General features: G+C 66.9%; 24 protein-coding genes. 13 read left to right on the top strand and 11 right to left on the bottom strand.

What is annotated here, in order from left to right; all coding sequences use genetic code 11:
- Positions 1-2 precede the first annotated feature (2 nt).
- The 3 genes from metG to VH569_RS25735 are packed head-to-tail and all read left to right on the top strand — an operon-like array spanning position 3 to position 3,163.
- Entirely contained in the window at positions 3-1,553 is a 1,551-nt protein-coding gene (gene metG / locus VH569_RS25745) for a methionine--tRNA ligase (protein ID WP_423319042.1), read from the top strand.
- A gap of 9 nt (positions 1,554-1,562) precedes the next feature.
- A complete protein-coding gene (locus VH569_RS25740) occupies positions 1,563-2,357 on the top strand; it encodes a TatD family hydrolase (RefSeq protein WP_423319040.1) in 795 nt (264 codons plus the stop codon).
- A complete protein-coding gene (locus VH569_RS25735; RefSeq protein ID WP_423319038.1) occupies positions 2,354-3,163 on the top strand; it encodes an MBL fold metallo-hydrolase in 810 nt (269 codons plus the stop codon). The genes VH569_RS25740 and VH569_RS25735 overlap by 4 nt, the downstream gene beginning before the upstream one ends.
- A 47-nt stretch (positions 3,164-3,210) precedes the next feature.
- On the opposite strand, the gene VH569_RS25730 is transcribed toward VH569_RS25735, so the two are convergent.
- A complete protein-coding gene (locus VH569_RS25730) occupies positions 3,211-4,308 on the bottom strand; it encodes a TRAP transporter substrate-binding protein (RefSeq protein ID WP_377809150.1) in 1,098 nt (365 codons plus the stop codon).
- A gap of 611 nt (positions 4,309-4,919) precedes the next feature.
- Here VH569_RS25730 and VH569_RS25725 point away from each other — a divergent pair.
- From VH569_RS25725 to VH569_RS25715, 3 genes are read left to right on the top strand one after another with little or no spacing between them, the layout of a single operon-like run.
- A complete protein-coding gene (locus VH569_RS25725) occupies positions 4,920-6,092 on the top strand; it encodes an OpgC family protein (RefSeq protein WP_423319037.1) in 1,173 nt (390 codons plus the stop codon).
- Positions 6,093-6,099: 7 nt separating this feature from the next.
- The gene (locus VH569_RS25720) at positions 6,100-6,918 is read left to right on the top strand and encodes a hypothetical protein (RefSeq protein ID WP_423319036.1); all 819 of its coding nucleotides are present in this window, start codon (positions 6,100-6,102) and stop codon (positions 6,916-6,918) included.
- A complete protein-coding gene (locus tag VH569_RS25715) occupies positions 6,915-7,712 on the top strand; it encodes an SGNH/GDSL hydrolase family protein (RefSeq protein ID WP_423319034.1) in 798 nt (265 codons plus the stop codon). The genes VH569_RS25720 and VH569_RS25715 overlap by 4 nt, the downstream gene beginning before the upstream one ends.
- Before the next feature lie 47 nt (positions 7,713-7,759).
- Here the strand turns inward: VH569_RS25715 and VH569_RS25710 are convergent, their stop codons facing one another.
- Both VH569_RS25710 and VH569_RS25705 read right to left on the bottom strand, forming a co-directional pair.
- A complete protein-coding gene (locus VH569_RS25710) occupies positions 7,760-8,143 on the bottom strand; it encodes a hypothetical protein (RefSeq protein WP_109096859.1) in 384 nt (127 codons plus the stop codon).
- A 36-nt stretch (positions 8,144-8,179) separates the two neighbouring features.
- Positions 8,180-10,720: a sensor domain-containing protein gene (locus VH569_RS25705; protein ID WP_423319032.1), complete on the bottom strand. Its 2,541-nt coding sequence runs from the start codon at positions 10,718-10,720 to the stop codon at positions 8,180-8,182.
- 193 nt (positions 10,721-10,913) lie between these two features.
- On the opposite strand from VH569_RS25705, the gene recO reads away from it, so the two are divergent.
- Both recO and parC read left to right on the top strand, forming a co-directional pair.
- Positions 10,914-11,636, top strand: coding sequence for a DNA repair protein RecO (gene recO / locus VH569_RS25700; protein WP_423319030.1), 723 nt, complete (start codon positions 10,914-10,916; stop codon positions 11,634-11,636).
- 20 nt (positions 11,637-11,656) lie between these two features.
- Complete coding sequence (gene parC / locus VH569_RS25695; RefSeq protein WP_423319028.1) at positions 11,657-13,882, top strand: DNA topoisomerase IV subunit A; 2,226 nt, start codon at positions 11,657-11,659, stop codon at positions 13,880-13,882.
- A gap of 57 nt (positions 13,883-13,939) precedes the next feature.
- Here the strand turns inward: parC and VH569_RS25690 are convergent, their stop codons facing one another.
- The 4 genes from VH569_RS25690 to VH569_RS25675 are packed head-to-tail and all read right to left on the bottom strand — an operon-like array spanning position 13,940 to position 17,256.
- Positions 13,940-14,938: a MotE family protein gene (locus VH569_RS25690; protein WP_423319026.1), complete on the bottom strand. Its 999-nt coding sequence runs from the start codon at positions 14,936-14,938 to the stop codon at positions 13,940-13,942.
- Positions 14,935-15,603, bottom strand: coding sequence for a DUF6468 domain-containing protein (locus VH569_RS25685; protein WP_423319024.1), 669 nt, complete (start codon positions 15,601-15,603; stop codon positions 14,935-14,937). Before VH569_RS25685 ends, VH569_RS25690 begins: the two co-directional genes overlap by 4 nt.
- Complete coding sequence (fliM, locus tag VH569_RS25680) at positions 15,600-16,673, bottom strand: flagellar motor switch protein FliM (protein WP_085089732.1); 1,074 nt, start codon at positions 16,671-16,673, stop codon at positions 15,600-15,602. The genes VH569_RS25685 and fliM overlap by 4 nt, the downstream gene beginning before the upstream one ends.
- A gap of 28 nt (positions 16,674-16,701) precedes the next feature.
- Positions 16,702-17,256: a flagellar basal body-associated FliL family protein gene (locus tag VH569_RS25675; protein ID WP_109047803.1), complete on the bottom strand. Its 555-nt coding sequence runs from the start codon at positions 17,254-17,256 to the stop codon at positions 16,702-16,704.
- Positions 17,257-17,795: 539 nt separating this feature from the next.
- Between VH569_RS25675 and flgF the strand changes: the two genes are divergently transcribed.
- Genes flgF through flgH form a run of 4 tightly spaced genes read left to right on the top strand, consistent with a single transcriptional unit; the run spans position 17,796 to position 20,959 of the window.
- A complete protein-coding gene (gene flgF / locus VH569_RS25670; protein ID WP_098739578.1) occupies positions 17,796-18,518 on the top strand; it encodes a flagellar basal-body rod protein FlgF in 723 nt (240 codons plus the stop codon).
- A gap of 31 nt (positions 18,519-18,549) precedes the next feature.
- Positions 18,550-19,335, top strand: a complete 786-nt coding sequence (gene flgG / locus VH569_RS25665) for a flagellar basal-body rod protein FlgG (RefSeq protein WP_042700394.1) — start codon at positions 18,550-18,552, stop codon at positions 19,333-19,335.
- 54 nt (positions 19,336-19,389) lie between these two features.
- Entirely contained in the window at positions 19,390-20,181 is a 792-nt protein-coding gene (gene flgA / locus VH569_RS25660; protein WP_423319020.1) for a flagellar basal body P-ring formation chaperone FlgA, read from the top strand.
- 13 nt (positions 20,182-20,194) lie between these two features.
- Positions 20,195-20,959, top strand: a complete 765-nt coding sequence (flgH, locus tag VH569_RS25655) for a flagellar basal body L-ring protein FlgH (RefSeq protein ID WP_199235230.1) — start codon at positions 20,195-20,197, stop codon at positions 20,957-20,959.
- Between the two features lie 197 nt (positions 20,960-21,156).
- Here the strand turns inward: flgH and VH569_RS25650 are convergent, their stop codons facing one another.
- The 3 genes from VH569_RS25650 to VH569_RS25640 all read right to left on the bottom strand — a co-directional run bounded on the left by VH569_RS25650 (position 21,157) and on the right by VH569_RS25640 (position 21,903).
- The gene (locus VH569_RS25650; protein ID WP_174472750.1) at positions 21,157-21,348 is read right to left on the bottom strand and encodes a hypothetical protein; all 192 of its coding nucleotides are present in this window, start codon (positions 21,346-21,348) and stop codon (positions 21,157-21,159) included.
- 164 nt (positions 21,349-21,512) lie between these two features.
- Positions 21,513-21,677 carry a hypothetical protein gene (locus tag VH569_RS25645; RefSeq protein WP_423319018.1) on the bottom strand — a complete coding sequence of 55 codons (165 nt, stop codon included), beginning with the start codon at positions 21,675-21,677 and terminating at the stop codon, positions 21,513-21,515.
- Between the two features lie 85 nt (positions 21,678-21,762).
- Positions 21,763-21,903 (bottom strand): DUF1289 domain-containing protein, encoded by a 141-nt coding sequence (locus VH569_RS25640; protein ID WP_109047799.1) that lies wholly within the window; start codon positions 21,901-21,903, stop codon positions 21,763-21,765.
- Between the two features lie 221 nt (positions 21,904-22,124).
- Between VH569_RS25640 and VH569_RS25635 the strand changes: the two genes are divergently transcribed.
- Positions 22,125-23,288 (top strand): ATP-grasp domain-containing protein, encoded by a 1,164-nt coding sequence (locus VH569_RS25635; RefSeq protein ID WP_423319016.1) that lies wholly within the window; start codon positions 22,125-22,127, stop codon positions 23,286-23,288.
- On the opposite strand, the gene VH569_RS25630 is transcribed toward VH569_RS25635, so the two are convergent.
- Entirely contained in the window at positions 23,251-23,469 is a 219-nt protein-coding gene (locus tag VH569_RS25630; RefSeq protein ID WP_423319014.1) for a DUF6494 family protein, read from the bottom strand. The two genes, VH569_RS25635 and VH569_RS25630, sit on opposite strands and share 38 nt — an antisense overlap.
- Positions 23,470-23,482 lie beyond the last annotated feature (13 nt).

Here is a 23,482-nt window from a genome sequence, read left to right as displayed (position 1 = left end):
AAATGGCCGGGCCGAAGACCTTCTACCTGACGACGCCGATCTATTACGTGAACGACGTGCCGCACATCGGCCACGCCTACACGACGCTTGCCTGCGACGTCCTCGCCCGGTTCATGCGCCTCGACGGCTATGACGTGAAGTTCCTGACCGGCACCGACGAGCACGGCCAGAAGGTGGAGAAGTCGGCGGAGAAGGCCGGCATCGCGCCGCAGGAATTCACCGACCGGGTGTCGCAGAACTTCCGCGATCTCGTGTCGCTGATGAACTATTCCAACGACGACTTCATCCGCACCACCGAGCCGCGGCACGTCAAGTCGGTGCAGGCGCTGTGGACGGTTCTGAAGGATCGCGGCGAGATCTATCTCGGCTCCTACGCCGGCTGGTACTCGGTCCGCGACGAAGCCTTCTATGGCGAAGACGAACTGACCACCAATGCCGAGGGCAAGAAGATCGCCCCGACCGGCGCCGAGTGCGAATGGGTCGAGGAGCCGTCCTATTTCTTCAAGCTCTCGGCCTGGCAGGACCGGCTGATCGAGTTCTACGAACAGAACCCCGATTTCATCGCGCCGGCCGGCAAGCGCAACGAGGTGATGTCCTTCGTCAAGTCGGGCCTGAAGGATTTGTCGGTCAGCCGCACCACCTTCAAGTGGGGCATCCCGGTGCCGGGCGACGACGCCCACATCATGTATGTCTGGCTCGACGCGCTGGCGAACTACATCACCGCCGTCGGCTATCCCAACACCACCGGCGACTATGCCAAATACTGGCCGGCCGACCTGCACATGGTCGGCAAGGACATCCTGCGCTTCCACGCCGTCTACTGGCCGGCCTTCCTGATGGCCGCCGGCCTCCAGCCGCCCCGCCGCGTGTTCGCCCATGGCTGGTGGACCATCGAAGGCCAGAAGATGTCGAAGTCGCTGGGCAACGTCATCGCCCCGGACTCGCTGGTCAACACCTACGGCCTCGACCAGACCCGCTATTTCCTGCTGCGCGAAGTGCCGTTCGGCAATGACGGCGACTTCTCGCATAAGCAGATGGTCAACCGGATCAACGGCAACCTCGCCAACGATTACGGCAACCTCGTGCAGCGCGTGCTGTCGATGATCGGCAAGAACTGCGGCGCCGCCGTGCCGACGCCGGGCGCTTTCACCGAGGCCGACAACGCCCTGCTCGGCTCGGCCTACGGCATGCTGGACATCGTGCGCGCGGAGATCAAGGCGCAGGCCTTCCACAAGGCGCTCGACGCCATCTGGGCCGTGGTCGGCGACGCCAACCGCTATGTCGACGAACAGGCGCCATGGGCGCTGAAGAAGACCGATCCGGCGCGCATGGCGACCGTGCTCTATGTGCTGGCCGAGACGATCCGCCATCTGGCGATCCTGACCCAGCCGGTGATGCCCGACGCCTCCGCCAAGATCCTCGACCTGCTGGCGCTGGGTCCGGACGCGCGCGGCTTCGGCACGCTGGGTCCGTCGGGGACGCTGGCCGCCGGTACGCCGCTGCCGACGCCACAGGGCGTCTTCCCGCGTTACGTCGAAGAACCGAAGGTCTGAGTTCCCAGTATGCTCGTCGACAGCCATTGCCATCTCGACTTTCCCGATTTCGCCGAAGAGCTGGATGCGGTCGTCGACCGCGCCCGGCAGGCCGGCATCGGGCGGATGGTCACCATCTGCACCTACATCAGCCGCTTCGACCGCATCCTGGCGGTGGCGGAACGCTATGACGACATCCTCTGCACGGTGGGGGTCCATCCTCACCAGGCGGCGGAGGAGTTCGCCATCACCACCGTCGACAGGCTGGTCGAGCTGTCGCGCCATCCCAAGGTGATCGGGCTGGGCGAAACCGGGCTCGACTATTTCTACGACAAAAGCCCGCGCGACCAGCAGCAGGAGTGTTTCCGCCGGCACATCCGCGCCAGCCTGGAAACCGGCCTGCCGCTGATCATTCACACCCGCGACGCCGACGACGACACCATGCGCATCGTCAAGGAGGAAGCGGCCGGCCAGCCGGTGAAGGGGCTGCTGCACTGCTTCAGCTCCGGCCGGGCGCTGGCCGAGGAGGCGGTGGAGTACGGCTTCACCCTGTCGCTGTCGGGGATCGTCACCTTCAAGAAGTCGGAAGAGCTGCGCGCCATCGTGAAGGACGTGCCGCTCGACCGCATCCTGGTGGAGACCGACGCGCCCTATCTGGCGCCGATCCCCTTCCGCGGCAAGCGCAACGAGCCGGCCTATGTCGCCCACACCGCGGCCTGCGTGGCGGAGGTGAAGGGCGTGTCGGCGGAGGAACTGGCCCGCGTCACCACCGACAACTTCTTCCGCCTGTTCGACAAGGCCGTCCAGAACAAGGCCGCTGCATGAGCGAAGCCGGCGCATCGCCCGGTGCTGCGCGCGTAACCGTCCTTGGCTGCGGCGGATCGCGCGGCGTGCCGGTGATCGCCGGTGTGCCCGGCGGCCAGTGGGGCCGCTGCGACCCTGCCAACCCGAAGAACCGGCGCATGCGCCCGTCGGTTCTGGTCGAGCGGGACGGCGTGTCGGTGCTGGTCGATACCTCTCCCGACCTGCGGCAGCAGCTGCTCGACAGCGGCTGCGCGCGGCTGGACGCCGTGCTGTGGACGCACCAGCATGCCGACCATTGCCACGGCATCGACGAGCTGCGCGAGATCTGCCGCCACATGCATGCGCCGATCGACGCCTATGGCTGGGACGAGCATCTGCGCGACATCGAGGTGCGCTTCCCCTACTGCTTCGATCCGCTGCCGGAAGGCTATCCCTTCTACCGGCCGGTGTTGAACAGCCACCGGATCGACGGGCCGTTCAGCGTCAGGGGGATGGAGATCACGCCATTCGAGCAGGACCACGGCTATATGCGGACGGTCGGCTACCGGTTCGGCAGCTTCGCCTATTCGACCGACGTGGTGCGGCTGGACGACCGGGCGTTCGAGGCGCTGGCGGGGATCGACACCTGGGTGGTCGATTGCGGCCGGCTGGAGCCGCCGCATCCCGTGCATGCGCATCTGGCGCTGACGCTGGAATGGATCGCGCGGGTGAAGCCGCGGCGGGCCTATCTGACCCACATGGACAACACGATGGACTACGGCAGCCTGCGGCGGATTCTGCCGGAGGGGGTCGAGCCGGCTTACGATGGGCTGGTGATCGAGGTTTAGGAGTCGCGAGGAAGGGGGCGGAAACTCACCCCCTCCCAAGGAGTTTCTTACTTCTTCTTCTCAAGCGGCGGGGCCGCGTAGACGAAGCGGTCGAAGCTGTATTCGGCGACGCGGAACCACAGATACTCCTCCTCGCGGAACTTCTTCCACGCGTCGTAGACCTTGCGGAACTTCTCGTTCTTCGCCGCCTCGTCCTCGTACACCTCGATGGCGGCCTGATAGCAGGCCTGCATCACCTCGTTCGGGAAGGGACGCAGCTGGGTGCCGCCGGCGACCAGACGCTTCAGCGCGGTCATGTTCTGGACATCGTACTTGCCCAGCATGTCCAGCGTGGCGTCGGCGCAGGCCGCCTGAAGCGCCGCCTTGTAGGTCGGCGGCAGCGATTCGAACTTCTCCTTGCCGAACAGCATGGAGACCTGCGGGCCGCCTTCCCACCAGCCGGGATAATAGTAGTATTTGGCGACCTTCTGGAAGCCGAGCTTCTCGTCGTCGTAGGGGCCGACGAACTCGGCGCCGTCGATGGTGCCCTTCTCCAGCGCCGGATAGATGTCGCCGCCGCCGATCTGCTGCGGTACGACGCCCAGCTTGGCCATGATGGTGCCGGCGTAGCCGCCGATGCGGAACTTCAGGCCCTTCAGGTCTTCGACGGTCTTGATTTCCTTGCGGAACCAGCCGCCCATCTGGGTGCCGGTGTTGCCGGCGCCGATGGCGACGAGGTTGTGGCCGGCGAAGAACTCCGCCATCAGCTCCTTGCCGCCGCCATGGGTCATCCAGGCGTTCTGCTGGCGCGCGTTCAGGCCGAACGGCATCGCCGCGTCGAAGGCGAAGGTCGGATCCTTGCCGACGTAATAGTAGGAGACGGTGTGGCCGCACTCGATCGTGCCGTCCTTGACCGCGTCCAGAACCTGGAGCGCCGGAACGATTTCGCCAGCCGCGAAGACGCGGATCTGGAACTTGCCGTCCGTCAGCTCGGCCACGCGCTTCGCCACGAACTCCGCACCACCGTAGATGGTGTCGAGGCTCTTGGGGAAGCTGGAGGCGCAGCGCCACTTGATCTCGGGCGCGGACTGGGCGATGGCGGGGGCGGCAAGCGTGCTGGCGGCGACGCCCACACCGGCGGAGGTCAGAAATGCACGACGTTTCATCCAGAAGCTCCCTTGTCCATTCTCGTTATGCGTTCTTGTCGCCGGACCGGCGGACACCCCCGCGCTGGAGGCGGCCGGGCCGCACCCGTCAAGGCCCGGTCCCTCACGGGACCGGACGAAACCGGGTGAGCGGGGAAAGGGGGAATGAGTGGGATGCACGCTCGACCGACCCGGACAGCGCACTGCGGGGAACCGCGGGACCGACAGGCGCCGGCGCAAAGCGCCCCCGTCCGGTCCCGCGACTTCCCGTCGTTGGTGTGCGTTTCCTCCCGTCCATCCGGGTTTGCCGCCGGCCTTCCGGCCGATCCGCCCCAGCTTTCTTTTGCTGTCCGGATTATGCAGGAAACAAACGGTCCGGATCAAGTGCGAACGGGAATTGAGGTCTGTATTTCAGAGGTTTAAGGCTGCGGCGGGAAGCCGCGGGTTCTATTCAACCATTGCCTCCGACAAATGCCCAACCCCATTCCCGGCCCATTCGGCGCTTAATGTCTCGACTCCTGCGGCGGCACCCCCATCTTTTGCAACGCGCGCCCTGGGAACCGGGCCCGGCTGAATTGTTGATGAGGGTGGAGCAGACACTTGCAGGTGGAACGGCCATGAAAGGCGCGGCCATGAGGGAAGGCACTGCGACGGAGAGCGGGAACGAGACGGCGGCACGCGACCTGCGGCTGGATTTCTTCCGCGGCCTGGCTCTGTGGTTCATCTTCGTGAACCACATTCCTGCCAACCAGATCTCGTGGGCCACACCGCGCAATTTCGGGCTGAGCGACGCCACCGAGATCTTCGTCTTCATCTCCGGCTACACCGCCGCCCTGGTCTATGGCCGGACGCTGGACCGGCAGGGAATGCCGATGGCGGCGGCGCAGGTGCTGCACCGCTGCTGGACCCTGTATGCCACCTACATCATCCTGTTCTTCGCCTACACCGCGCAGATCGCCTACACCGCCCGCGCCTTCGACAGTCCGCTGTTCGCGGAGGAAATGGGCATCGCCGGCTATTTCCAGGACCCGGTCACCGCACTGACCCAGGCCATCCTGCTGAAATTCCGGCCGGCGAACCTGGATGTGCTGCCGCTCTACATCGTGCTTCTGCTGGCGATGGCGCTTCTCCTGCCGGCCCTGCGCCGCCGGCCGCTGGGGGTGCTGGCGGGATCGGCGGCGCTCTATCTGGCGGCGCGGCAGTGGGGGTGGAACCTGCCGACATATCCGGACGGCGGCGTCTGGTACTTCAACCCCTTCACCTGGCAGTTCCTGTTCGTGCTGGGCGCGTCGCTGCAATTCCAGCCGGATCTTCGGACGACACTGACCCGCTTCCGCCGGCCGGTGGCGGCCGCCGCCGGGGCCGTCCTGCTGGCAAGCCTGTTCCTGACGCTGTCCTGGAAATTCGCCCCGCTGCACGCGCTGATCCCGGTGTGGCTGACCGAGATCCTCTATCCCATCAGCAAGACCGACCTCGACCCGCTGCGCCTGCTGCATTTCTTCGCGCTGGCCTATCTGGTGCTGTGGCTGGTGCCGGCGGGGGCGTCCTGGCTGCGCGGACCGCTGGCCACCCCGTTGCTCGCCTGCGGGAAGCAGTCGCTGCATGTGTTCTGCCTGGGCGTGCTGCTGTCCTTCGCCGGTCAGACGGTGCTGGTCCATGTCAGCGGCTCGCTTTCCGCCCAGTTCCTTGTTACGGTGCTGGGCATCGCCATGATGGTGCTGATGGCGCGCTTCCTGAACTGGTACCAGTCGGCGGAGCGGGCACGGCGCCACCGGGTTGCAGCCACCACGAAGATGGGCACATGAGGGGTGCATGGCGAAAAGGCAGGGGCAAGGGCGGGGGCGGCGATTGCTGACCGTCACGGCGATCCTGCTGGCGGCCGCGCTGTTCGCTTCGCCGGATCGTCTCCTGGCCGGCCAGCCCGCTGTCCCCTCCGTCGATCCCGCCTGTGCCGTGCCGGAGTCCGTCCTCGCCCCCGGCAGCGGTCTGCCGCGGGTGTCGGCGCAGCTGGCCGCCGGCCGGCCCCTGTCGGTGCTGGTCGTCCATTCCGCGAAATCCCCGCCCAAGCCTGGCATCGTCGGCTATCCCGCCCGGCTTGAAAGCGAATTGAAGCGCCGCCTTCCCGGCCGCGAGGTCAGCACCGCCGTGCTGAGCCTTCCCGGCGAAGCGGCCCCGGCGATGGTCGCCCCGCTGACCCAGGCGGTGGAGGACCAGCGGCCGGCACTGGTCGTCTGGCAGACCGGCACGGTCGACGCCATGCGCAGCCTGGATCTGGAGAGTTTCGGCACGGCTCTGCAGTCGGGCATTGCCGAGGTCCAGCGCCGCGGCGCCGACATCGTCATCATGGACATGCAGTACAGCATGCACACCGCGCAGCTGATCGACTTCGCCCCCTACGTGTCCTATATGTCCTGGCTATCCCAGAGTTCCGACGTCTTCCACTTCCCCCGCTACGACATCATGCGGCATTGGGTGGAGGACGGCCGGGTCGATTTCGCCGACGAATCGGACGAGGCGAAACGGCGCTCTTATGAATTCGTTCACCAATGCATCGGACAATTGCTGGCACAAAGCGTCGCGACGATGATCGACCCTCTGTCGATCGGCCGGCGCACCGGAGCGAGCAATTGAGGTCTGTCCTGCCGTCCGCCGTCCGCATCCTGTCGCTGATCGCCACTCTGACCATCGCCAACCTGGCCGTTTCCGTTCCGGCACGGGCAGCAGAGTCCGCGGCATCCGCCAACTGCCAGCTTCCGCGGAGCGAGTCAGCCCTGTCGATCCCGCTGACGCAACTGTCGCAGCGCATCGCGACGGGCGTGCCGATCCGCATCGTCGCCATCGGCTCCTCCTCCACCGCCGGGGCGGGGGCGAGTGCGCCGGACAAGGCCTATCCGGCCCGGCTCGACCATTACCTGAGCGAGCGGTTCCGCAACGCCGACATCGCGGTCCTCAACCGCGGGATCAACGGCGAGACCGACGACCAGACCGAAAAGCGGATCGAGGCCGATGCGCTGGCTGCCAAGCCGGATCTGGTGATCTGGCAGGTGGGTGCGAACACGGTGCTGCGCGACGGCGACCAGTCCTTGAGCGAACGAGTGGTCCGACAGGGCGTGGCGCGGCTGCGCGCCGCCGGTGTCGAGGTGGTGCTGATAGACCTGCAATATTCCCCGAAGATGCTGGAAAAGACCGGCGTCGCCCCGATGCTGACCCGCATCGCCGGGATCGCCGCCGATAACCGCATCGGGCTCTTCCACCGCTTCGACGTGATGCGGTCGCTGGTGGAGACCCGTGGGATGACCATGGCCGACCTGATCGGGCCGGACGGCGTCCATGGGAACGACGCCGGATACGACTGCGTCGCCCGCATGCTGGCAGTCGGCATCGAGGACGCGGTGAACGTCCACAACAGCGGCCTTCAACGGTAACCGAAGCGGGGGGCGGACCTTCGCCCGGCAACGCCCCCCTGCCCCCCTCAGCGCTGCATCATCGCGCTTTCCTTGCCGCAGAGGAAAAACACCTTCGAGTAGACCTTCAGCAACGCATCGGTCAGCGCCTGCACTTCGGGGCTGCCCATGGCGCGCGGCTTGGCGGGATCGACATGCAGGACGCAGCTGTCCTTCACGTCGTTGAAGGCGGCCAGCGCGTGGATGCGGTCGGGGCGGAACTCGTCGGGGAAATTCTCGTCCATCAGCCAGAAGCACTGGAAGTTCCGGCAGGATTGCGGCCGCTCCTCGTAGATCGAGCAGCCTTTGCCCTGATCGCAGGAGGCGCACCACTTGGCGGAGGGCTTCTTCAGCTCGGGCACGCCCATCAGCTTGCAGCACAGGGTGCATTCACCGCAGGTGCGGTCGGACATCACGGAAACTCCAAATAACGACGGCTCGCAGCGGCTCTATGCCGATGCTGGCAGGGCGATGTGCTCGTCCTCGGCGGCCAGAAGCCGCTCCACCGCTTCCGGCAGAGCGGGACGGGCGAAGTGGTAGCCTTGGGCGTATTGGCACAGACCGCGCAGATACACCGCTTCGTCCGCCGTTTCCACCCCTTCCGCCACGCAATCCAGCCGCAAAATGGTGGCAAGCCCGGCGATGACCTGGACGATGGCGGCGTTGCCCTCCCCCGTCGACACCGCGCGGACAAAGCTGCGGTCGATCTTCAGCACATCCACCGGCAGCTTGTGCAGATAGGCCAGCGACGAATAGCCGGTGCCGAAATCGTCGATTGACAGCCGCACGTCCATGTCGCGCAGGCTCTGCATCAGCATCCGGCATTCGTCCGGATCCTGGACCAGCAGACTTTCGGTCAGTTCCAGCTTCAGGCTGGACGGCGGGATCGGCACCGCGTCCAGCAGGTCGCGCACGGCGCCGACGATGTCGTCGTCACGGAACTGGCGGGTGGAGACGTTGACGCTCATGAACAGCGGCACGGGCCTGGGGAAACGCGCCTGCCACGCCGCCAGCTGCCGCACCGCCTGTCCCAGCGCCCAGCGGCCCATCGGCGCGATCAGCCCGGTCTCTTCGGCCAGCGGGATGAACTCTAGCGGAGACACCAGACCGCGGTCTGGATGGTTCCAGCGCATCAGTGCTTCGAAGCCGGCGATGGCACCGGTCTCCAGCAGGACGATGGGCTGGTAATGCAGGCAGAGCTGTCCCTGCTCCAGCGCGGCGCGCAGATCGGCCTCCATGCGCATCGCGGCCATCGCCTGCCGGCGCAGATTGGCGTCGAACACGTCGATGCGCGCCCGCCCGCCGCTCTTGGCGCGGTACATGGCGAGGCTGGCGTCGCGCAGCATGTCCTCCGCCCGCTCGTAGCCGGTCTGGCTCAAGGCCACGCCGATGGAGGCGGTCAGCACCACGTCGTGCCCCTCGGCCAGCGTCACCGGGCGGGAGATGGCGCGGGCCATCCGCTCCGCCGCCTCCAGCGCGTCGCCGGCATCATCCATCTCATCCACCAGCACGGCGAACTCGTCGGCGGACAGGCGGGCCAGCGTATCGCCGACGCGGCGGCTGACATCCAGGCGCTCGGCGACGATGCGCAGCATGCGGTCGCCGGCGCTGGTCCCGAGCGCGTCGTTGATCGCCTTGAAGCGGTCGAGGTCGATGATGATGGTGGCGAAGGGACGGGAGCCGGCACGGCGGTTGCGGTCGAGCGCCTGCCCGATGCGGTCCAGCAGAAGCGTGCGGTTCGGCAGGCCGGTCATGCTGTCGTGGACGGCGTTGAACAGGATCTGCTGTTCGGCCTTCTTGCGCGCCGTGATGTCGGTCATCGAGCCGGCCATGCGGACCGCAAAGCCCTTGTCGTTGCGGACGGCCAGCCCGCGCACCAGCATCCACATCTCCTGTCCGCCCTTGCCGCGGATGCGGAACTCCTGCTGCAGGTGCGGACGTTCGCCGACCAGATGCAGGCCGATGGCGGTGCGCAGCCCGTCGAGATCGCCCGGCAGGACCCGGTTGAACCATTCGTCGACGGAGCCGGCGATCTCCGCCTCCTCGAAGCCGAGCATCGCCTTCCAGCGCGGCGAGTAATAGACCTCGCCGCTGTCGATGTGCCAGTCCCACAGCCCGTCGGCGGCCCCGGCCGCGGCAAGGGCGTAGCGCTCCTCGCTCTGGCGCAGGCGCTGCTCGGCGGTCTTGCGGTCGGTCACGTCGGCCTGGCTGCCGACGAGGCGGATCGGCTTGCCGGCGGCGTCCAGAACGGCGATGCCGCGGCAGGCCATCCAGCGGATCGCCCCGGCGGCGTTGCGCATGCGGTATTCGACCTGGAAGGCCGCCTCCGCCCCGGTTTCCGATTCGGGCTCAGCCCGGCCGAGGGAGGCCATCGCATCGGTCAGGATGGCGCGGTCGGCCGCAAGGATGCGGCCCAGCCACTCCTGCGGCTCGTCGGTCAGGTCCGCCGGCGACAGCCCGAGAAGCGAGGCCCAGCGCGGCGAGTAATAGACGCGGTCGGTGACCAGATCCCAGTCGTAGAGCCCGTCGTTGCTGGCCGCGGCGGCGAGCGCATAGCGTTCCTCGCTGCGGCGCAGCTCCTGTTCGGCATGCTTGCGGTCGGTGATGTCGGCGACCGACCCGACCAGCCTGATCGGCTCGCCCGAATCGTCCATCACCGCCATGCCGCGGCAGACCAGCCAGCGCCAGTGCGGCTTCGCCGCAGCGGACGCATCGGCGCGGCGGACACGGTGTTCGATCTGGAAGGGGACGGACAGCCCGACCATCTGCGCCTCGAACGAGGCATGCAGCCAGTCGACGTCCTCCGGATGGACCAGCGAAAGCCAGTCGTTCGGCCGGTTGGATTCGCGGCTGGAATCGCCCGGCGGCAGCCCAAGGAAATCCTTGAAGCGGGGGGAGAGGTACAGCGTGTCGCTGCGCAGGTCCCAATCCCAGACGCCTTCGGTTCCGGCCTTTTCCGCCAGCAGATATCGGTCGATGTTGGTGTTCAAGACCCCTCGTCGGACCTGTCGGCGGTCAGCGATTGGTGGGGCCTCCCACCGTTGAGGGTCCGATGGTATGGGCATTTTGGTGAAGAAACCATAAATGCTCCAAGCACGCCGCTATCGCGGTTGCCGAGGGTTCCTTCTGCGAAATTTTTTCCTATATTAGGATAGCTCGCCACCTCTTCCGAAACCGGCACCGATGGATTGGTCCGATCAGGGAATCGTTCTGTCCTCCCGTCCCCAGGGGGAAGGGTCCGCCGTCGCGACTGTGCTGACGCGCGAACACGGCCGCCATGCCGGCATGGTGATGGGCGGACGCTCGGTGCGCCAGCGCGGCACGCTGGAGCCGGGAACCCTGGTCCATGCCCGCTGGCGCGGCCGGCTGCCCGAGCATCTCGGCCATTTCACGCTGGAGTCGGTGAAGGGCTATGCCGCCAACTTCTTCGACGACGCCCAGGCGCTGGCCGCGCTCATCAGCGCCTGCGCGCTGGTGGAGGCGGCGCTGCCGGAGCGGGAGGCGCACCCTGCCCTGTTCGACGGGCTGCTCGCCCTGTTCGGCCTGCTGGACGGGCCGGCCTGGGCGGAGAGCTATGTGCGGTGGGAAATCGGTCTGCTGGCCGAGCTTGGATTCGGCCTCGACCTCGACCGCTGCGCGGTGTCGGGGGCCAACGACTACCTCGCCTATGTCAGTCCGCGCACCGGCCGCGCGGTGACCGCGTCGGTGGGTGAACCCTACCGCGACCGGCTGCTTCCCCTGCCCGATTTCCTGGCCGGGCGCGGCGGCGGCGGACCTGCCGCGGTGGCCGACGGGCTGCGGCTGACCGCGCATTTCCTGGAACGCCACGTGCTGAACGGGCCGCTGCCGCCCGCGCGTGAACGCTTGAGAGAACGTTACGCGAACGCGGTAGCGCGCTCATCCTGAAACTGCTAGACCCCCTCATCATGAAGCCGCAAAACCCCGCCTCCGAAATCCTGGAAAAGCCGCTGGCCGACGCGCTCGGCGAGCGGTATCTCAGCTACGCGCTGTCCACCATCATGTCCCGCTCGCTGCCCGACGTGCGCGACGGGCTGAAGCCGGTGCACCGACGCCTGCTGTTCGCCATGAGCCAGCTCCGGCTGGAACCGACGACGCCGCCCAAGAAGTCGGCCCGCGTCGTCGGCGACGTGATCGGCAAGTTCCATCCGCACGGCGACACCTCCGTCTACGACGCGCTGGTGCGGCTGGCGCAGGACTTCTCCGTCCGCTACCCGCTGGTCGACGGCCAGGGCAATTTCGGCAACATCGACGGCGATAACGCCGCGGCGATGCGGTACACCGAAGCCCGCCTGACCGAGGTCGCCAAGGCGCTGCTGGAGGGCATCGACGAGGACGCGGTCGATTTCCGCCCGACCTATGACGGCGACGGCGACGAGCCGGCGGTCCTGCCCGCCAACTTCCCCAACCTGCTGGCCAACGGGTCGAGCGGCATCGCGGTCGGCATGGCCACGAACATCCCGCCGCACAATGTCGGCGAGATCTGCGACGCGCTTCGCCACCTGATCAAGCACCGCGACGCCAGCATCGAGACGCTGGTCGGCTTCATGCCCGGCCCGGATTTCCCCACCGGCGGCCTGCTGGTCGAGTCGCGGCAGAATGTGATCGAGGCCTACCGCACCGGCCGCGGCGCCTTCCGCCTGCGCGCCCGCTGGGAGGTGGAGAAGCTGGGCCAGGGCACCTGGCAGATCGTCGTCACCGAAATGCCCTATCAGGTGCAGAAGGCCCGGCTGGTCGAGAAGATCGCCGAGCTGCTGCTGGCCAAGAAGCTGATCCTGCTGGACGACGTGCGCGACGAATCGGCGGAGGACGTCCGTCTCGTCCTGGTGCCGAAGAACCGCAACGTGGATCCCGAGGTGCTGATGGCCTCGCTGTTCCAGGCCACCGACCTGGAAATCCGCTTCTCGATGAACATGAACGTGCTGGGCGCCGACCATGTGCCGCGGGTGATGAACCTGCGCGAGGTGCTCCAGGCCTTCCTCGACCACCGGCACGAGGTGCTGGTCCGCCGCTCCACCTACCGGCTGAAGCAGATCGATCATCGCCTCGAGGTTCTCGGCGGCTATCTCGCCGCCTACCTGAACCTCGACGAGGTCATCCGCATCATCCGCGAGGAGGACGAGCCGAAACAGCAACTGATCCGCGCCTTCACCCTGACCGACGTGCAGGCCGACGCCATCCTCAACATGCGGCTGCGCAACCTGCGCAAGCTGGAGGAGATGGAGATCCGGCGCGAGCACGAGGCGCTGACAACCGAGAAGAACGGCCTGCTGGAACTGCTGGGCGACGAGACCCTGCGCTGGAAGCGGATCGCCGAGGGTGTGGCCGAGATCAAGAAGAAGTTCGGCGCCGGCGCACTCGGCAAGCGGCGCACCGACGTGGCCGACGCGCCGACGGTGATCGAGGTGCCGCTGGACGCGCTGGTGGAGCGCGAGCCGGTGACCGTGATCTGCTCGGCCAAAGGCTGGATCCGCACGGTGCGCGGCCACCTGACCGACGCCGAAGCCGAGGATGTGAAGTACAAGGACGGCGACGAGCGCGGCTTCATCGAGCGGTGCGAGACGACCGACAAGCTTCTGGTCTTCGCCAGCAACGGCAAGTTCTTCACCATCGGCGTCGACAAGCTGCCGCGTGGCCGCGGCTTCGGTGAGCCGGTCCGGCTGATGATCGACCTCGGCAACGACGTCGACATCGTCGACCTGTTCCGCCACCAGCCCGGCCGCACCCTGCTGGTGGTGTCGGAGGACGGCCGCGGCTTCCGCGTCGAGGAGGCGGAGGTGCTGGCCCAGACCCGCGCCGGCAAGCAGGTTCTGAACCTGGAGGACGGCAAGTCGGCCCGCATCTGCCAGCCGGTGAGCGGCGATACGCTCGCCATCATCGGCAACAACCGTAAGATGCTGGTCTTCCCGCTGGAGCAGGTGCCGGTGATGACCCGCGGCAAGGGCGTCCAGCTTCAGAAATACAAGGACGCCAGCGTCGCCGACGTGAAGACCTTCACGCTGGCCCAGGGGCTGAGCTGGAAGAACGGTGAGCGCAACTTCACCGTCACCGACCTGACCGGCTGGATGGGCGACCGCGCCGGCCAGGGCAAGATGCCGCCGAACGGCTTCCCGAAGAACAACCGGTTTATGTGAGAATTTTATTCGGCAACAAGCCCCCTCTCCTGTCCTGGGAGAGGGAGCTTGTTGCTTTTACTTCGGCGTCGTGACCGTCGCCGTCAGCGGCACGCGGCGTTCGACCAGGGCCGAGGTGACCTCCTTGGCCTTCACCGGATCCATGGCGGCCAGGATCGGCGCGGTCTTCTGTTCCTTCATCTTCTGGATGACGCCCAGCAGCACCGGCATGTCGAGTTCCTCGAAGATGCGGGCGGCTTCCTTCGGCTTCATCGTCTCGTAGATCTTCACCAGGCTTTCCAACTGGGTCGACTGCTTCTCGTCACCCTGGGCCATCAGCTTCTGGATGTCGGAGCGGGTCTTCTCCATCTCCGCCACCTTCTGGTCGATCCGCTTCTCGGCGGCGGCCAGCAGGGCCTCGCGCTGCTCCATCTCCTTGGTGCGGCGCTCGATCTCGGCGCGGCGCTCGGCGAAATGCTGGAGCAATTCCTGGTTGTCGATGGGACCGAGAGGCGCCAGCGGCGCATTGGCCGCCGGAGCGTTGGCCGGACCGCTGGAGCCGCCGGGAGCCGGAGGAGCGTCCTTGCCGGCCGGCTTAGTGGTCGCAGTCGGAGTCTGACCCGCCGCCGTCTGGCCAGCCGCCATCTGGATGGGCGGCGTCGCCGGGGTGGAGCCCTGCGGCCCCTGGGCGAGGCTGACCGGGAAATCGGGCAGGCGGGCGTCATGGGTGGCGAGGCGCCACAGATCGCCGACCCGCACGCCCAGCATCAGCACCGCGACGAAGATGGTCAGCGGCAGCAGGCGGAAACGGGCGCCGCGCATCCGTGCCCTCAGCCGCTGGGTCAAGGGCACCCGCGGCGTCGCCGGCTTGCGCGCCTTGGCTTTCGCCTTGCCCTTCTTCACCGGCACCTTTCCCGCCGCAGGGCGGACGGCCGGCAGTTGCGCCTGCTGGGCCTGCTGGGCGGCCAGTGTGGGAGAGGTGCGGACGCCGGTCGGAGCGGCGCCAGCCGGGCGGATCACGACCTTGGGTTCGCCGCCCGCCGCAGCGGGCCTGCCGTCACTGGTGCGCATGGTCATCCAAGCCCCTTGCCGGCATTCTCGATTGCCTGAAGCAGTTCGCGTTCGGCCCGCGACAGGCTTTCCCCGTCACGAGTAATGGTGTCACGGGTGATGGGGTCGCGCGCCTCGGCCGGCGGTTCGGCACGGGCGGCGGCACGGCGCGGCGGCGCCTCCAGCCGGGCCGGCGGCGGCGCATGGTCGTGATGGTCGTGGTCGTCCTCGACCGGCAGGCTGCGCAGGGCCGGGCGCGGCGCCACCAGCGGCGCCTTCGCCGGGCTGCGCGCGGCCAGCGTCGGGGCAACCGCCACGGAACGGCCGCCATCACGCCCGCTGTCGCGGCGGCCGGCATCACGTCCGCCGTCACGTTCGCCGACGCCGCCCAGCCGGTTGGCCAGCGCGTCGGCCGCCTCGATCATGAATTCCAGTTCGTCGCGCAGGGTCTGCGCCTTGTTCACGGTGCGCTGGAGATCCTCGCCGGTATCGCTCGCCGCCTTCTTCAGCGTGCGCACGCCGCTCTCCGCCCGCCCCATCGCGTCGTTCAGGCCCTGGATCAGTTCGGCCATCTCGCCACGGCTCTCGCGCAGCGCGATGATCTGCCGGTTCAGGATGATCGCGTAGGCGATGGTGGCAGCCAGCAGGCCGACCATCACGACGTCGATGATGATGGAGACCAGCGGACTCATAACCTCATGACCTCCTGCTTGGGCAATTCCTTTTCCAGGCGGACGGCGATGTGCCCGCCCTTGCGCCCCATACGCCCCTGGAACATCGACACGTCGCCGCAGCGCAGTTCTATCGCGCCGTCGGGGGTGGCGTTCAGCAGGATGCGGGTGCCGACGCGCCAGTTCAGCACGTCGTGCAGGGTCATCGTCACCTCGTCCAGCACGGCCGACAGATCGACGTCCGTCACCATCAGTTCCGAGGCCAAGTGGGTTTCCCAGATCGAGTCACGGCCGAACTTCTCGCCCATGAACATCTGGAGCAGCAGCTCACGCACCGGCTCCAGCGTCGCGTAGGGGATCATCAGCTCCAGCCGGCCGCCGCGATCCTCCATGTCGATGCGCAGCTTGACCAGCACCGCCGCGTTGGCGGGACGCGCGATGGTGGCGAAACGCGGGTTGGTCTCCAGCCGGTCGAAGCGGAAGGTGACGGGCGACAGCGGATCGAAGGCGGCGGACAGGTCGGACAGCACCACATGGACCATGCGTTCCACGAGGTTGCGTTCGATGGTGGTGTAGGGACGGCCTTCGATGCGCATCGCCGCCGTGCCGCGCCGGCCGCCCAGCAGCACGTCGACGATGGAGTAGATCAGCGCGGAGTCGACGACCATCAGGCCGTAATTGTCCCATTCCTCCGCCTTGAACACCGACAGCATCGCCGGCAGCGGGATGGAGTTCAGGTAATCGCCGAAACGCACCGACGAAATCTGGTCGAGGCTGACCTCGACGTTGTCAGAGGTGAAGTTGCGGAGCGAGGTGGACATCATGCGGACGAGGCGGTCGAAGACCACCTCTAGCATGGGCAGGCGTTCGTAGTTGACCAGCGCCGAGTTGACCAGCGCCATGATGCCGGAGTTGTCGCCGTCGCCGGCGCCACCCTGGTCGAAGCCCAGCAGGCTGTCGATCTCGTCCTGGTTCAGGACGCGGGTCGACCCGCCGCCGCCCATGTCGCCGACATCGCCGCTGTCCTCGGCCAGTGCGGCCCATTCGGCGGCAAGCCGTTCTTCTTCGCTCAGTTCACCGGTGTCGCTCATCGGCCCCCATCCCCACCTGACCGGGCCCTCACTGGACCAGCATTTCCTTGAACAGCACGTCCTTCACCTTCACCGGGAACGCGGCGGCGGTGATGCGCAGAAGCAGTTCCTGGCGCAGCCGGTACATGCCGGCCGACCCGCGCAAGTCCTCCAGGCGCAGCTCGCGCAGGTAGACCTGGAAATTGTCGATGATGCGCGGCAGCACATGCTCCACCGCCCCGACATCCTCCGGCTTCGACAGCTGGATGGAGATCTTGATCTTCAGGAAGGCCGGACGCTTGTTGCCGGTGTTCAGGTTCACCAGCATGTCCGGCAGGTCGTAGAAGATCGGGGCGGCATGGGCGGCGTCGCCCTTGCCAGCCTCCGCCCCATGTTCGCCTTCCGCCGCCGCCGCGTGCTCCCCCTCCTCCGCCGGCTTCTCCTTGCCCAGCAGCCCGTCGAGCAGACCGGAGAAATAGACGCCCGCACCGGCGCCGATCAGCAGGACCAGGGGAAGAACGACGAACAGGACCAGCTTCTTGCCGCTGAATTTCTTCCGGGGCAGGCCGTCGGTCAGTTCACCGGCATCGGTTTCGGCAGCCATGACATCCTGGGATCGTTCGAGGTACGCAACGGCTCAGGCATCCACCGCCTGACAATGGTCAAAGCTACTTTTGGGATAGTTAATAACTCCTTTCGAGTGGGGAATGGGCCGCCCCGGACGGGCAGGTTTCCACCCCCTGTCACCATTTCGGCACGGTTCTTGATTGGGACTGACCGGCAATCCGTGCCCGCACCGCGTCCGCACTCCGATTGGAGCGCAGGCACGCCCGGATTCCGCCGCCGGCCGACCGCATCTCCCCTGGGATCGCTCCTGGGGATTGTGGGCCGCGGACCATCGCCCTGCCGCACCACTCATGCGGTGGGAACGGGAGAGTCTTGCCCGGCGACACCCGGCAAGGAACGCCCTCCCCCCGGCAGATTCTGCCCGGCATCCCCTGCCCCACCCGGCGGGACCGCCTGCCCCTTGCCCGTATTCAGCGGATTCCAAGGCTTCGGCGAAGTTGGCACGCCACCTGCAATAACGCTTTCGCCGGTCGGACGCTGTCGTTCGATCCGTTCGCAAGGTGAAGAGGCCGCAAGATGGAAAATTCGATCTACGTCGCCCTGTCGCGCCAGATGGCGCTGCAACGCCAGCTTGACGTGACGTCGAACAACATCGCGAACATGAACACGACCGGCTACAAGAACCAGCGGATGCTGTTCACCGAATATCTGGAAAAGCCCGGCCTGCATGAGAAGGTCAGCTTCGTCCAGGACCGCGCGGTGGTGCGCGATCTGTCCAACGGCCCGATGACGCAGACCGGCAACCCGCTGGATCTGGCGCTGACCGGCCAGGGCTACTTCACCGTCGATACCGCCAGCGGCCCGCGCTATACCCGCGCCGGCAATTTCCGCCTGAACGACCAGCGCCAGCTGGTGGATGCCGGCGGCTTGCCGGTGCTGTCCAACAACGGCCAGCCCATCACCATTCCGGCCGGCACCAGCGACGTGAAGGTCAGCGGCGACGGCACCGTCGCCACCGAGCTGGGCCCGGTCGCCAAGCTGAACATCGTCACCTTCAAGACCGAGCAGCTGATGACCGAGGTCGGCAACGGCCTGTACGTCACCGACGAGCAGCCGCAGCCCGCCCCGGTCGAGACGAAAGTGGCACAGGGCTTGCTAGAGGGTTCCAACGTGAAGCCCGTGGTCGAGATGACGCAGATGATCGACATCCAGCGTCAGTACATGTCCGCTCAGAAGATGATGGACAACGAACACGAGCGCATCCGCACGATGCTTCAGCGTCTGGGCCGCACCGCCTGATCCAGACCGACGACGAGAGGAGAAGACCAGAATGCGCAGCCTCGCCATCGGCGCCACCGGCATGATCGCCCAGCAGCTCAACGTCGAGACGATCTCCAACAACATCGCCAACTCGACCACCACCGGCTACAAGAAGCAGCGGGCCGAGTTCCAGGACCTGCTGTACCAGAACTTCCGCCGCATCGGCTCGACCTCGTCGGACGCCGGCACCGTGGTGCCGACCGGCGTGCAGGTGGGTGCCGGCGTGCGCGTCGCCGCGGTGGCCCGCGTGCTGGAACAGGGCAACCTGAACATTACCGACAACAAGCTGGACGTGGCGATCAACGGATCGGGCTACTTCCAGGTGACGCTGCCCAGCGGCGACACCGCCTACACCCGTGCCGGCAACTTCAAGCTGTCGCCGGAAGGCATGATCGTCACTGCCGACGGCTATCCGATCCAGCCGAACATCACCGTCCCGACCAACGCGGTGGACATCTCCATCAACTCGTCGGGCGAGGTGCTGATCAAGCTGGACGGCCAGACCGCCACCCAGAATGTCGGACAGATCCAGCTCGCCACCTTCGCCAACGCCGCCGGCCTGGAAGCCACCGGCGACAACCTCTTCATGGAGTCCGGCGCGTCCGGCCAGGCGGTGACCGGCAACCCCGGCGCTCCCGGCTTCGGCCGCGTCACCCAGGGCGCGCTGGAGACCTCCAACGTCAACGTCGTGCAGGAGATCACCACCCTGATCACCGCGCAGCGCGCTTACGAGATGAACTCCAAGGTCATCAAGACCACGGACGAGATGATGCAGCAGGCCAGCCAGATGAAGTAACGCCGCCGACGTCGCCGGCGCCTCGCTTCAGCCTTCACATCGGGAACCACCGCCATGATCCGCCACCTCGCCAACCGCCGCCTGCCCGCCCTGCTCCTCGGTGCCGCCCTGCTGACCGTTCCGGTCATGGGGTTCGGCATCGGGCAGGCCGCCGCGGCCGCGGCCATGGCTCCGGCCCCGGCCGGCTCGGGTCTGGCGCCCGACGTGGTGTACGGGATGCCGCATGTGGAGGCGGTTCTGTCGGATGCGCTGTCGCGGGTCATCACCGCCGGACGGCTGCAGATGGAGCTGGACAGCCGCGCGGTGGAGCTGCGCGCCCCCCAGGGCGCCGGCGGGCTGGCGGTCGAGAACCTCTATTACAGCCCGGTCCAGGGCCGCTTCGCCGCGGAGATCGTGGTGACCGGCAGCCAGGTCCGCCTGCCGGTGTCGGGGCGCGCCTTCGGCGTGGTGCAGATCCCGGTGCTGTCGCGCCGGATCATTCCCGGCGACGTCATCGGCCCGGGCGACATCGACTGGCAGGACGTGCGCGCCGACCAGACCACCAGCGACACCGCCGCCACCGACGCGCAGCTGATCGGCATGACGCCGAAGCGCGGCGTGTCGACCAACCAGCCCGTCCGCCTGCGCGACCTGCAATCGCCGCGCATGGTCGACAAGGGCTCGATGGTCACCATCACGCTGACCACCCAGTCGATGACGCTGACGACCCAGGGCAAGGCCCTGCAGGACGGCGGCAAGGGCGAGGTCATCCGCGTCGTGAACACCCAATCCAACCGCATCGTCGAAGCGACGGTCGCGGGGCCCAACGTCGTCGCCGTGGCAAAGCCCGGCATCATCGCGCAGTAAGGAGAAAGCTCCAATGTCCGCCACCATGACCGCCCGCCTGATCCGCTTCGCGATGATCGCCACCGCTGCCACCTCCCTGACCGCCTGCGGCGCCGCCTCGCGCATCGCCGACATCGGCAAGGCCCCCGAGATGAGCGGCATCCAGGACCCGCAGGCCAAGACCGGCTACCAGCCGGTCAGCCTGCCGATGCCGACCCCGCTGCCGACGGAGCGCAACCCGAACTCGCTGTGGCGGACCGGTGCCAAGGCCTTCTTCAAGGACCAGCGCGCGGCCAAGGTCGGCGACATCCTGACCATCAACATCTCCATCGCCGATCAGGCCAAGCTGTCGAACGAGAGCAAGCGGTCGCGCGCCAACACCGAAAAGGCCGGCATGCCGAACCTGTTCGGCCTGGAAGGCGCCACGCTGAACCGCGTCCTGCCGGCCGGCGCCTCGGCCGCCAGCCTGGTGGATCTGTCGAGCGACACCTCGAACGACGGCAAGGGCTCGGTCGACCGCAATGAGAAGATCGAACTGAAGGTGGCGGCGCTGGTGACCCAGACCCTGCCCAACGGCAATCTGGTCATCCAGGGCCACCAGGAAGTCCGCGTGAACTACGAGCTGCGCGATCTGCAAATCCACGGCGTGATCCGTCCGGAGGACATCACCGCGCAGAACACCATCAGCTACGAGAAGATCGCCGAAGCCCGCATCTCCTACGGCGGCCGCGGCCAGATCACCGACGTCCAGCAGCCGCGCTACGGCCAGCAGCTGTACGACATCATCATGCCGTTCTAAGGATCGTCGGGGTAACGGCGGCGGAACCGGCGGCCATGGCGGGAGACATCCCTCCGTGGCCCTGGGGTGCGTTGGGAACCGCCGCGATCTCTGGAACTCATCGCTAACGGATAGGAAATTGCTGCCGGCCGGAGGGTTGTGCCGGGCCGATGTTGCCGACTGGCCCTCTCTCGGCGAAACCGACGCGCTCCGCCGCTTCAGCCTTCCAGCGACTGTCGCGATGCCGCGGTGAATCCATCCATCATGCCGACGGCCATGTTGCCGCCGATCCGCCCCAAAGCCGGACCGATGAGTTCGGTGGCACGGCGGTAAGCCTCGCGCTGGGCGACGCAGTCGATCAGATCCGCCGCGTTGGTGACGCTCTGGGACAGGGTGAGGTCGCTCGTCATGGTTCGTCTCCCTCATCCCGGCCATGATCGGCCGGTCGAGGATGACCATAAGCTCCACTCACACAGCCCGCTGTTGCGTGCATCACGTTTCCGGCGCGACGCCATGAAACGAAACGGCCCGGCCCCTCATCAGGAGCCGGGCCGTCGCATGGCCATTCGTCCGCTTACTGGTAGCCGCCTTCGCGGGCGCGGTCCTTGGCGGCTTCCTCCTGCGCCTTCACGGTCTCGCTGCTGATCTTGCCGCCCCCCTCATTGCCGGCATCGGCGGGCTTCTGCGGTCGGTCGTCGCGGACGGCGTCGGCCGGTTGCTGGTTCGGCTGATCGGCCATGATGCTGCTCCTCGATGGGTTTCGTCTGACGATGACGAGGAAAACAGCAGAGGCGGAAGATCGTCGCGGAAATGGTCCGGCCGCCTCAGCCAGCCGGAGACTCGGGCTCGCCACCGGCATCGGCGCGCTCCAGGGCGGCGTTGATCTGGTCCAGCGTGCGGCCGCAACCGGTACAGACATCGCCGTCGATGGCGCACATGCCCAGGCAATCGGGATCGTCGCTCATGGAACTGGCTTCCTTCGGGATTGGCGCTCAGGGGCCATCCCTAACCGAAAGGCCGCTGTGCCTCAAGCGATCCGGTTCGAAGGCGGGGTCTCCCCAACTAGGGACTTCCCCTCCCTCGCATGCCTGCTGAGACAATGTACGGTATCGGCGGCGGTGTCGATTGCCGATAAAACGATTAGGCCTTAAACCATCAACCCGTTTTCTCCCACGCGAAGGTGTGCATGCCCACGGCATTGCTGGTGTCCTGCGCGATGTATCGTTACGGTACCGCAAGGATGCCTGCCGCATTGAAGGCGGCGGGATTTCGTGTGTTCGTCATCTGTCCGAAGAACTCCCTGCTCGAGTTCTGCGACCAGATCGACGGCCGGCATTGTTTCTCTCCCGAATTGGCCGCCGATGACCTGACCGTGATCGCCGCGCGGGCGGCGGCACAGTTCCGGGCCGACATCGTCATCGGCTGCGAGGAGGCCGCCGTCCGCGTGCTCGGCTTGGCGGGACGGTTGCAGGAACGGGTAAAGGCGGACAGCGCCGACGCCCGAAATCTGCGGTTCGTCCAGGCTTGGTGCAGCGACGATCCCTGGGAAGAGAAGCGGTCTCACTGTGTGGAAATGGCCGCGGCGGCGGGCGTCCGGACGCCGCGTCAGGTCGCCGTCGATCCGCACCGTACCGCTGTGGCCGATCTGGCCGCGCTTGGCGAACCGCTTCTGCTGAAATATGACGGCAGTTCGGCCGGCCGCGGGGTACTTTTCGCATCCTCCGCCGGGCAGGCACTGGCCATGGCGGCAAGCCGATCCGAGGAATACCCGGACCGGCAGGCGGTCGCGCAGGAATTCGTGCGCGGGCGCGCAGCGTCGGTATCGTTCTGCGCGCTGGGCGGGAAAATCCTGGAATGCTTCGCCTACACGGTCCTGCGTCATGAGCCGGCCCCCTTCGGCCCGGCATCCGTGATCGAACTGACCCCCCATCCCGGGCTGATCGACATGGCCCACCGGATGGTGGAAGTGACGGGCTATTCGGGATTCGGCGGCATCGACGCCATTCTGCCGGACGATGGCAGCCCGCCGGTTTTCCTGGAGTTCAATGCCCGGCCGACCCAGACAACCCATCTCGGCAACCTGGCTGGCAGCGACCTGTGCCGGGCGATGGCCTGCGCCCTGGCCGGCGACCCCTATGACGCGGTCCTTAGCCGAACCTCAGGCAGGCAGGTCGCGCTGTTCCCGAGCGAATGGGCCCGCGACCCCACCAGTCCCTACCTGACTTCGGCCCACCACGATGTGCCATGGACCGAACACCGGCTGACCGCCGCGATCCTGACCGTTACCCCGCAGCTCCATGGCACCCGGCCCGTCACTCCGGCGGCTGTTCAAGCGACAGCTCACCCGTAACTTCGTGCGTCAGCCCGATACCGTCGACCGTCAGCACCATGCGGGCCGACAGGGACATCACTCCGTCCAGCCGTCCTTCGGCCAGCGCGCGGCCGACCGCCAGCTCGATCTCCCGCTGCGAAGTGACGCCGACCTGCTTCAGAAATTTACGCAGGTCGAGGTTCAGGGTCTCGTTGTCCATGGCTGCCCTCCCG

This window comes from Azospirillum sp. 11R-A, assembly GCF_049472615.1.
Classification (GTDB): domain Bacteria; phylum Pseudomonadota; class Alphaproteobacteria; order Azospirillales; family Azospirillaceae; genus Azospirillum; species Azospirillum palustre.
Note: the sequence above shows the minus strand (reverse complement) of the source record. Positions and strands in the feature narration are given on the sequence as shown.

Excerpts from the sequence above, each read along its gene's own strand:
- metG (WP_423319042.1), top strand. The coding sequence starts at position 3 with ATGGCCGGGCCGAAGACCTTCTACCTGACGACGCCGATCTATTACGTG.
- VH569_RS25740 (WP_423319040.1), top strand. The coding sequence starts at position 1,563 with ATGCTCGTCGACAGCCATTGCCATCTCGACTTTCCCGATTTCGCCGAA.
- VH569_RS25735 (WP_423319038.1), top strand. The coding sequence starts at position 2,354 with ATGAGCGAAGCCGGCGCATCGCCCGGTGCTGCGCGCGTAACCGTCCTT.
- VH569_RS25730 (WP_377809150.1), bottom strand. The coding sequence starts at position 4,308 with ATGAAACGTCGTGCATTTCTGACCTCCGCCGGTGTGGGCGTCGCCGCC.
- VH569_RS25725 (WP_423319037.1), top strand. The coding sequence starts at position 4,920 with ATGAGGGAAGGCACTGCGACGGAGAGCGGGAACGAGACGGCGGCACGC.
- VH569_RS25720 (WP_423319036.1), top strand. The coding sequence starts at position 6,100 with ATGGCGAAAAGGCAGGGGCAAGGGCGGGGGCGGCGATTGCTGACCGTC.
- VH569_RS25710 (WP_109096859.1), bottom strand. The coding sequence starts at position 8,143 with ATGTCCGACCGCACCTGCGGTGAATGCACCCTGTGCTGCAAGCTGATG.
- recO (WP_423319030.1), top strand. The coding sequence starts at position 10,914 with ATGGATTGGTCCGATCAGGGAATCGTTCTGTCCTCCCGTCCCCAGGGG.
- parC (WP_423319028.1), top strand. The coding sequence starts at position 11,657 with ATGAAGCCGCAAAACCCCGCCTCCGAAATCCTGGAAAAGCCGCTGGCC.
- VH569_RS25690 (WP_423319026.1), bottom strand. The coding sequence starts at position 14,938 with ATGACCATGCGCACCAGTGACGGCAGGCCCGCTGCGGCGGGCGGCGAA.
- VH569_RS25685 (WP_423319024.1), bottom strand. The coding sequence starts at position 15,603 with ATGAGTCCGCTGGTCTCCATCATCATCGACGTCGTGATGGTCGGCCTG.
- fliM (WP_085089732.1), bottom strand. The coding sequence starts at position 16,673 with ATGAGCGACACCGGTGAACTGAGCGAAGAAGAACGGCTTGCCGCCGAA.
- VH569_RS25675 (WP_109047803.1), bottom strand. The coding sequence starts at position 17,256 with ATGGCTGCCGAAACCGATGCCGGTGAACTGACCGACGGCCTGCCCCGG.
- flgF (WP_098739578.1), top strand. The coding sequence starts at position 17,796 with ATGGAAAATTCGATCTACGTCGCCCTGTCGCGCCAGATGGCGCTGCAA.
- flgG (WP_042700394.1), top strand. The coding sequence starts at position 18,550 with ATGCGCAGCCTCGCCATCGGCGCCACCGGCATGATCGCCCAGCAGCTC.
- flgA (WP_423319020.1), top strand. The coding sequence starts at position 19,390 with ATGATCCGCCACCTCGCCAACCGCCGCCTGCCCGCCCTGCTCCTCGGT.
- flgH (WP_199235230.1), top strand. The coding sequence starts at position 20,195 with ATGTCCGCCACCATGACCGCCCGCCTGATCCGCTTCGCGATGATCGCC.
- VH569_RS25650 (WP_174472750.1), bottom strand. The coding sequence starts at position 21,348 with ATGACGAGCGACCTCACCCTGTCCCAGAGCGTCACCAACGCGGCGGAT.
- VH569_RS25645 (WP_423319018.1), bottom strand. The coding sequence starts at position 21,677 with ATGGCCGATCAGCCGAACCAGCAACCGGCCGACGCCGTCCGCGACGAC.
- VH569_RS25640 (WP_109047799.1), bottom strand. The coding sequence starts at position 21,903 with ATGAGCGACGATCCCGATTGCCTGGGCATGTGCGCCATCGACGGCGAT.
- VH569_RS25635 (WP_423319016.1), top strand. The coding sequence starts at position 22,125 with ATGCCCACGGCATTGCTGGTGTCCTGCGCGATGTATCGTTACGGTACC.
- VH569_RS25630 (WP_423319014.1), bottom strand. The coding sequence starts at position 23,469 with ATGGACAACGAGACCCTGAACCTCGACCTGCGTAAATTTCTGAAGCAG.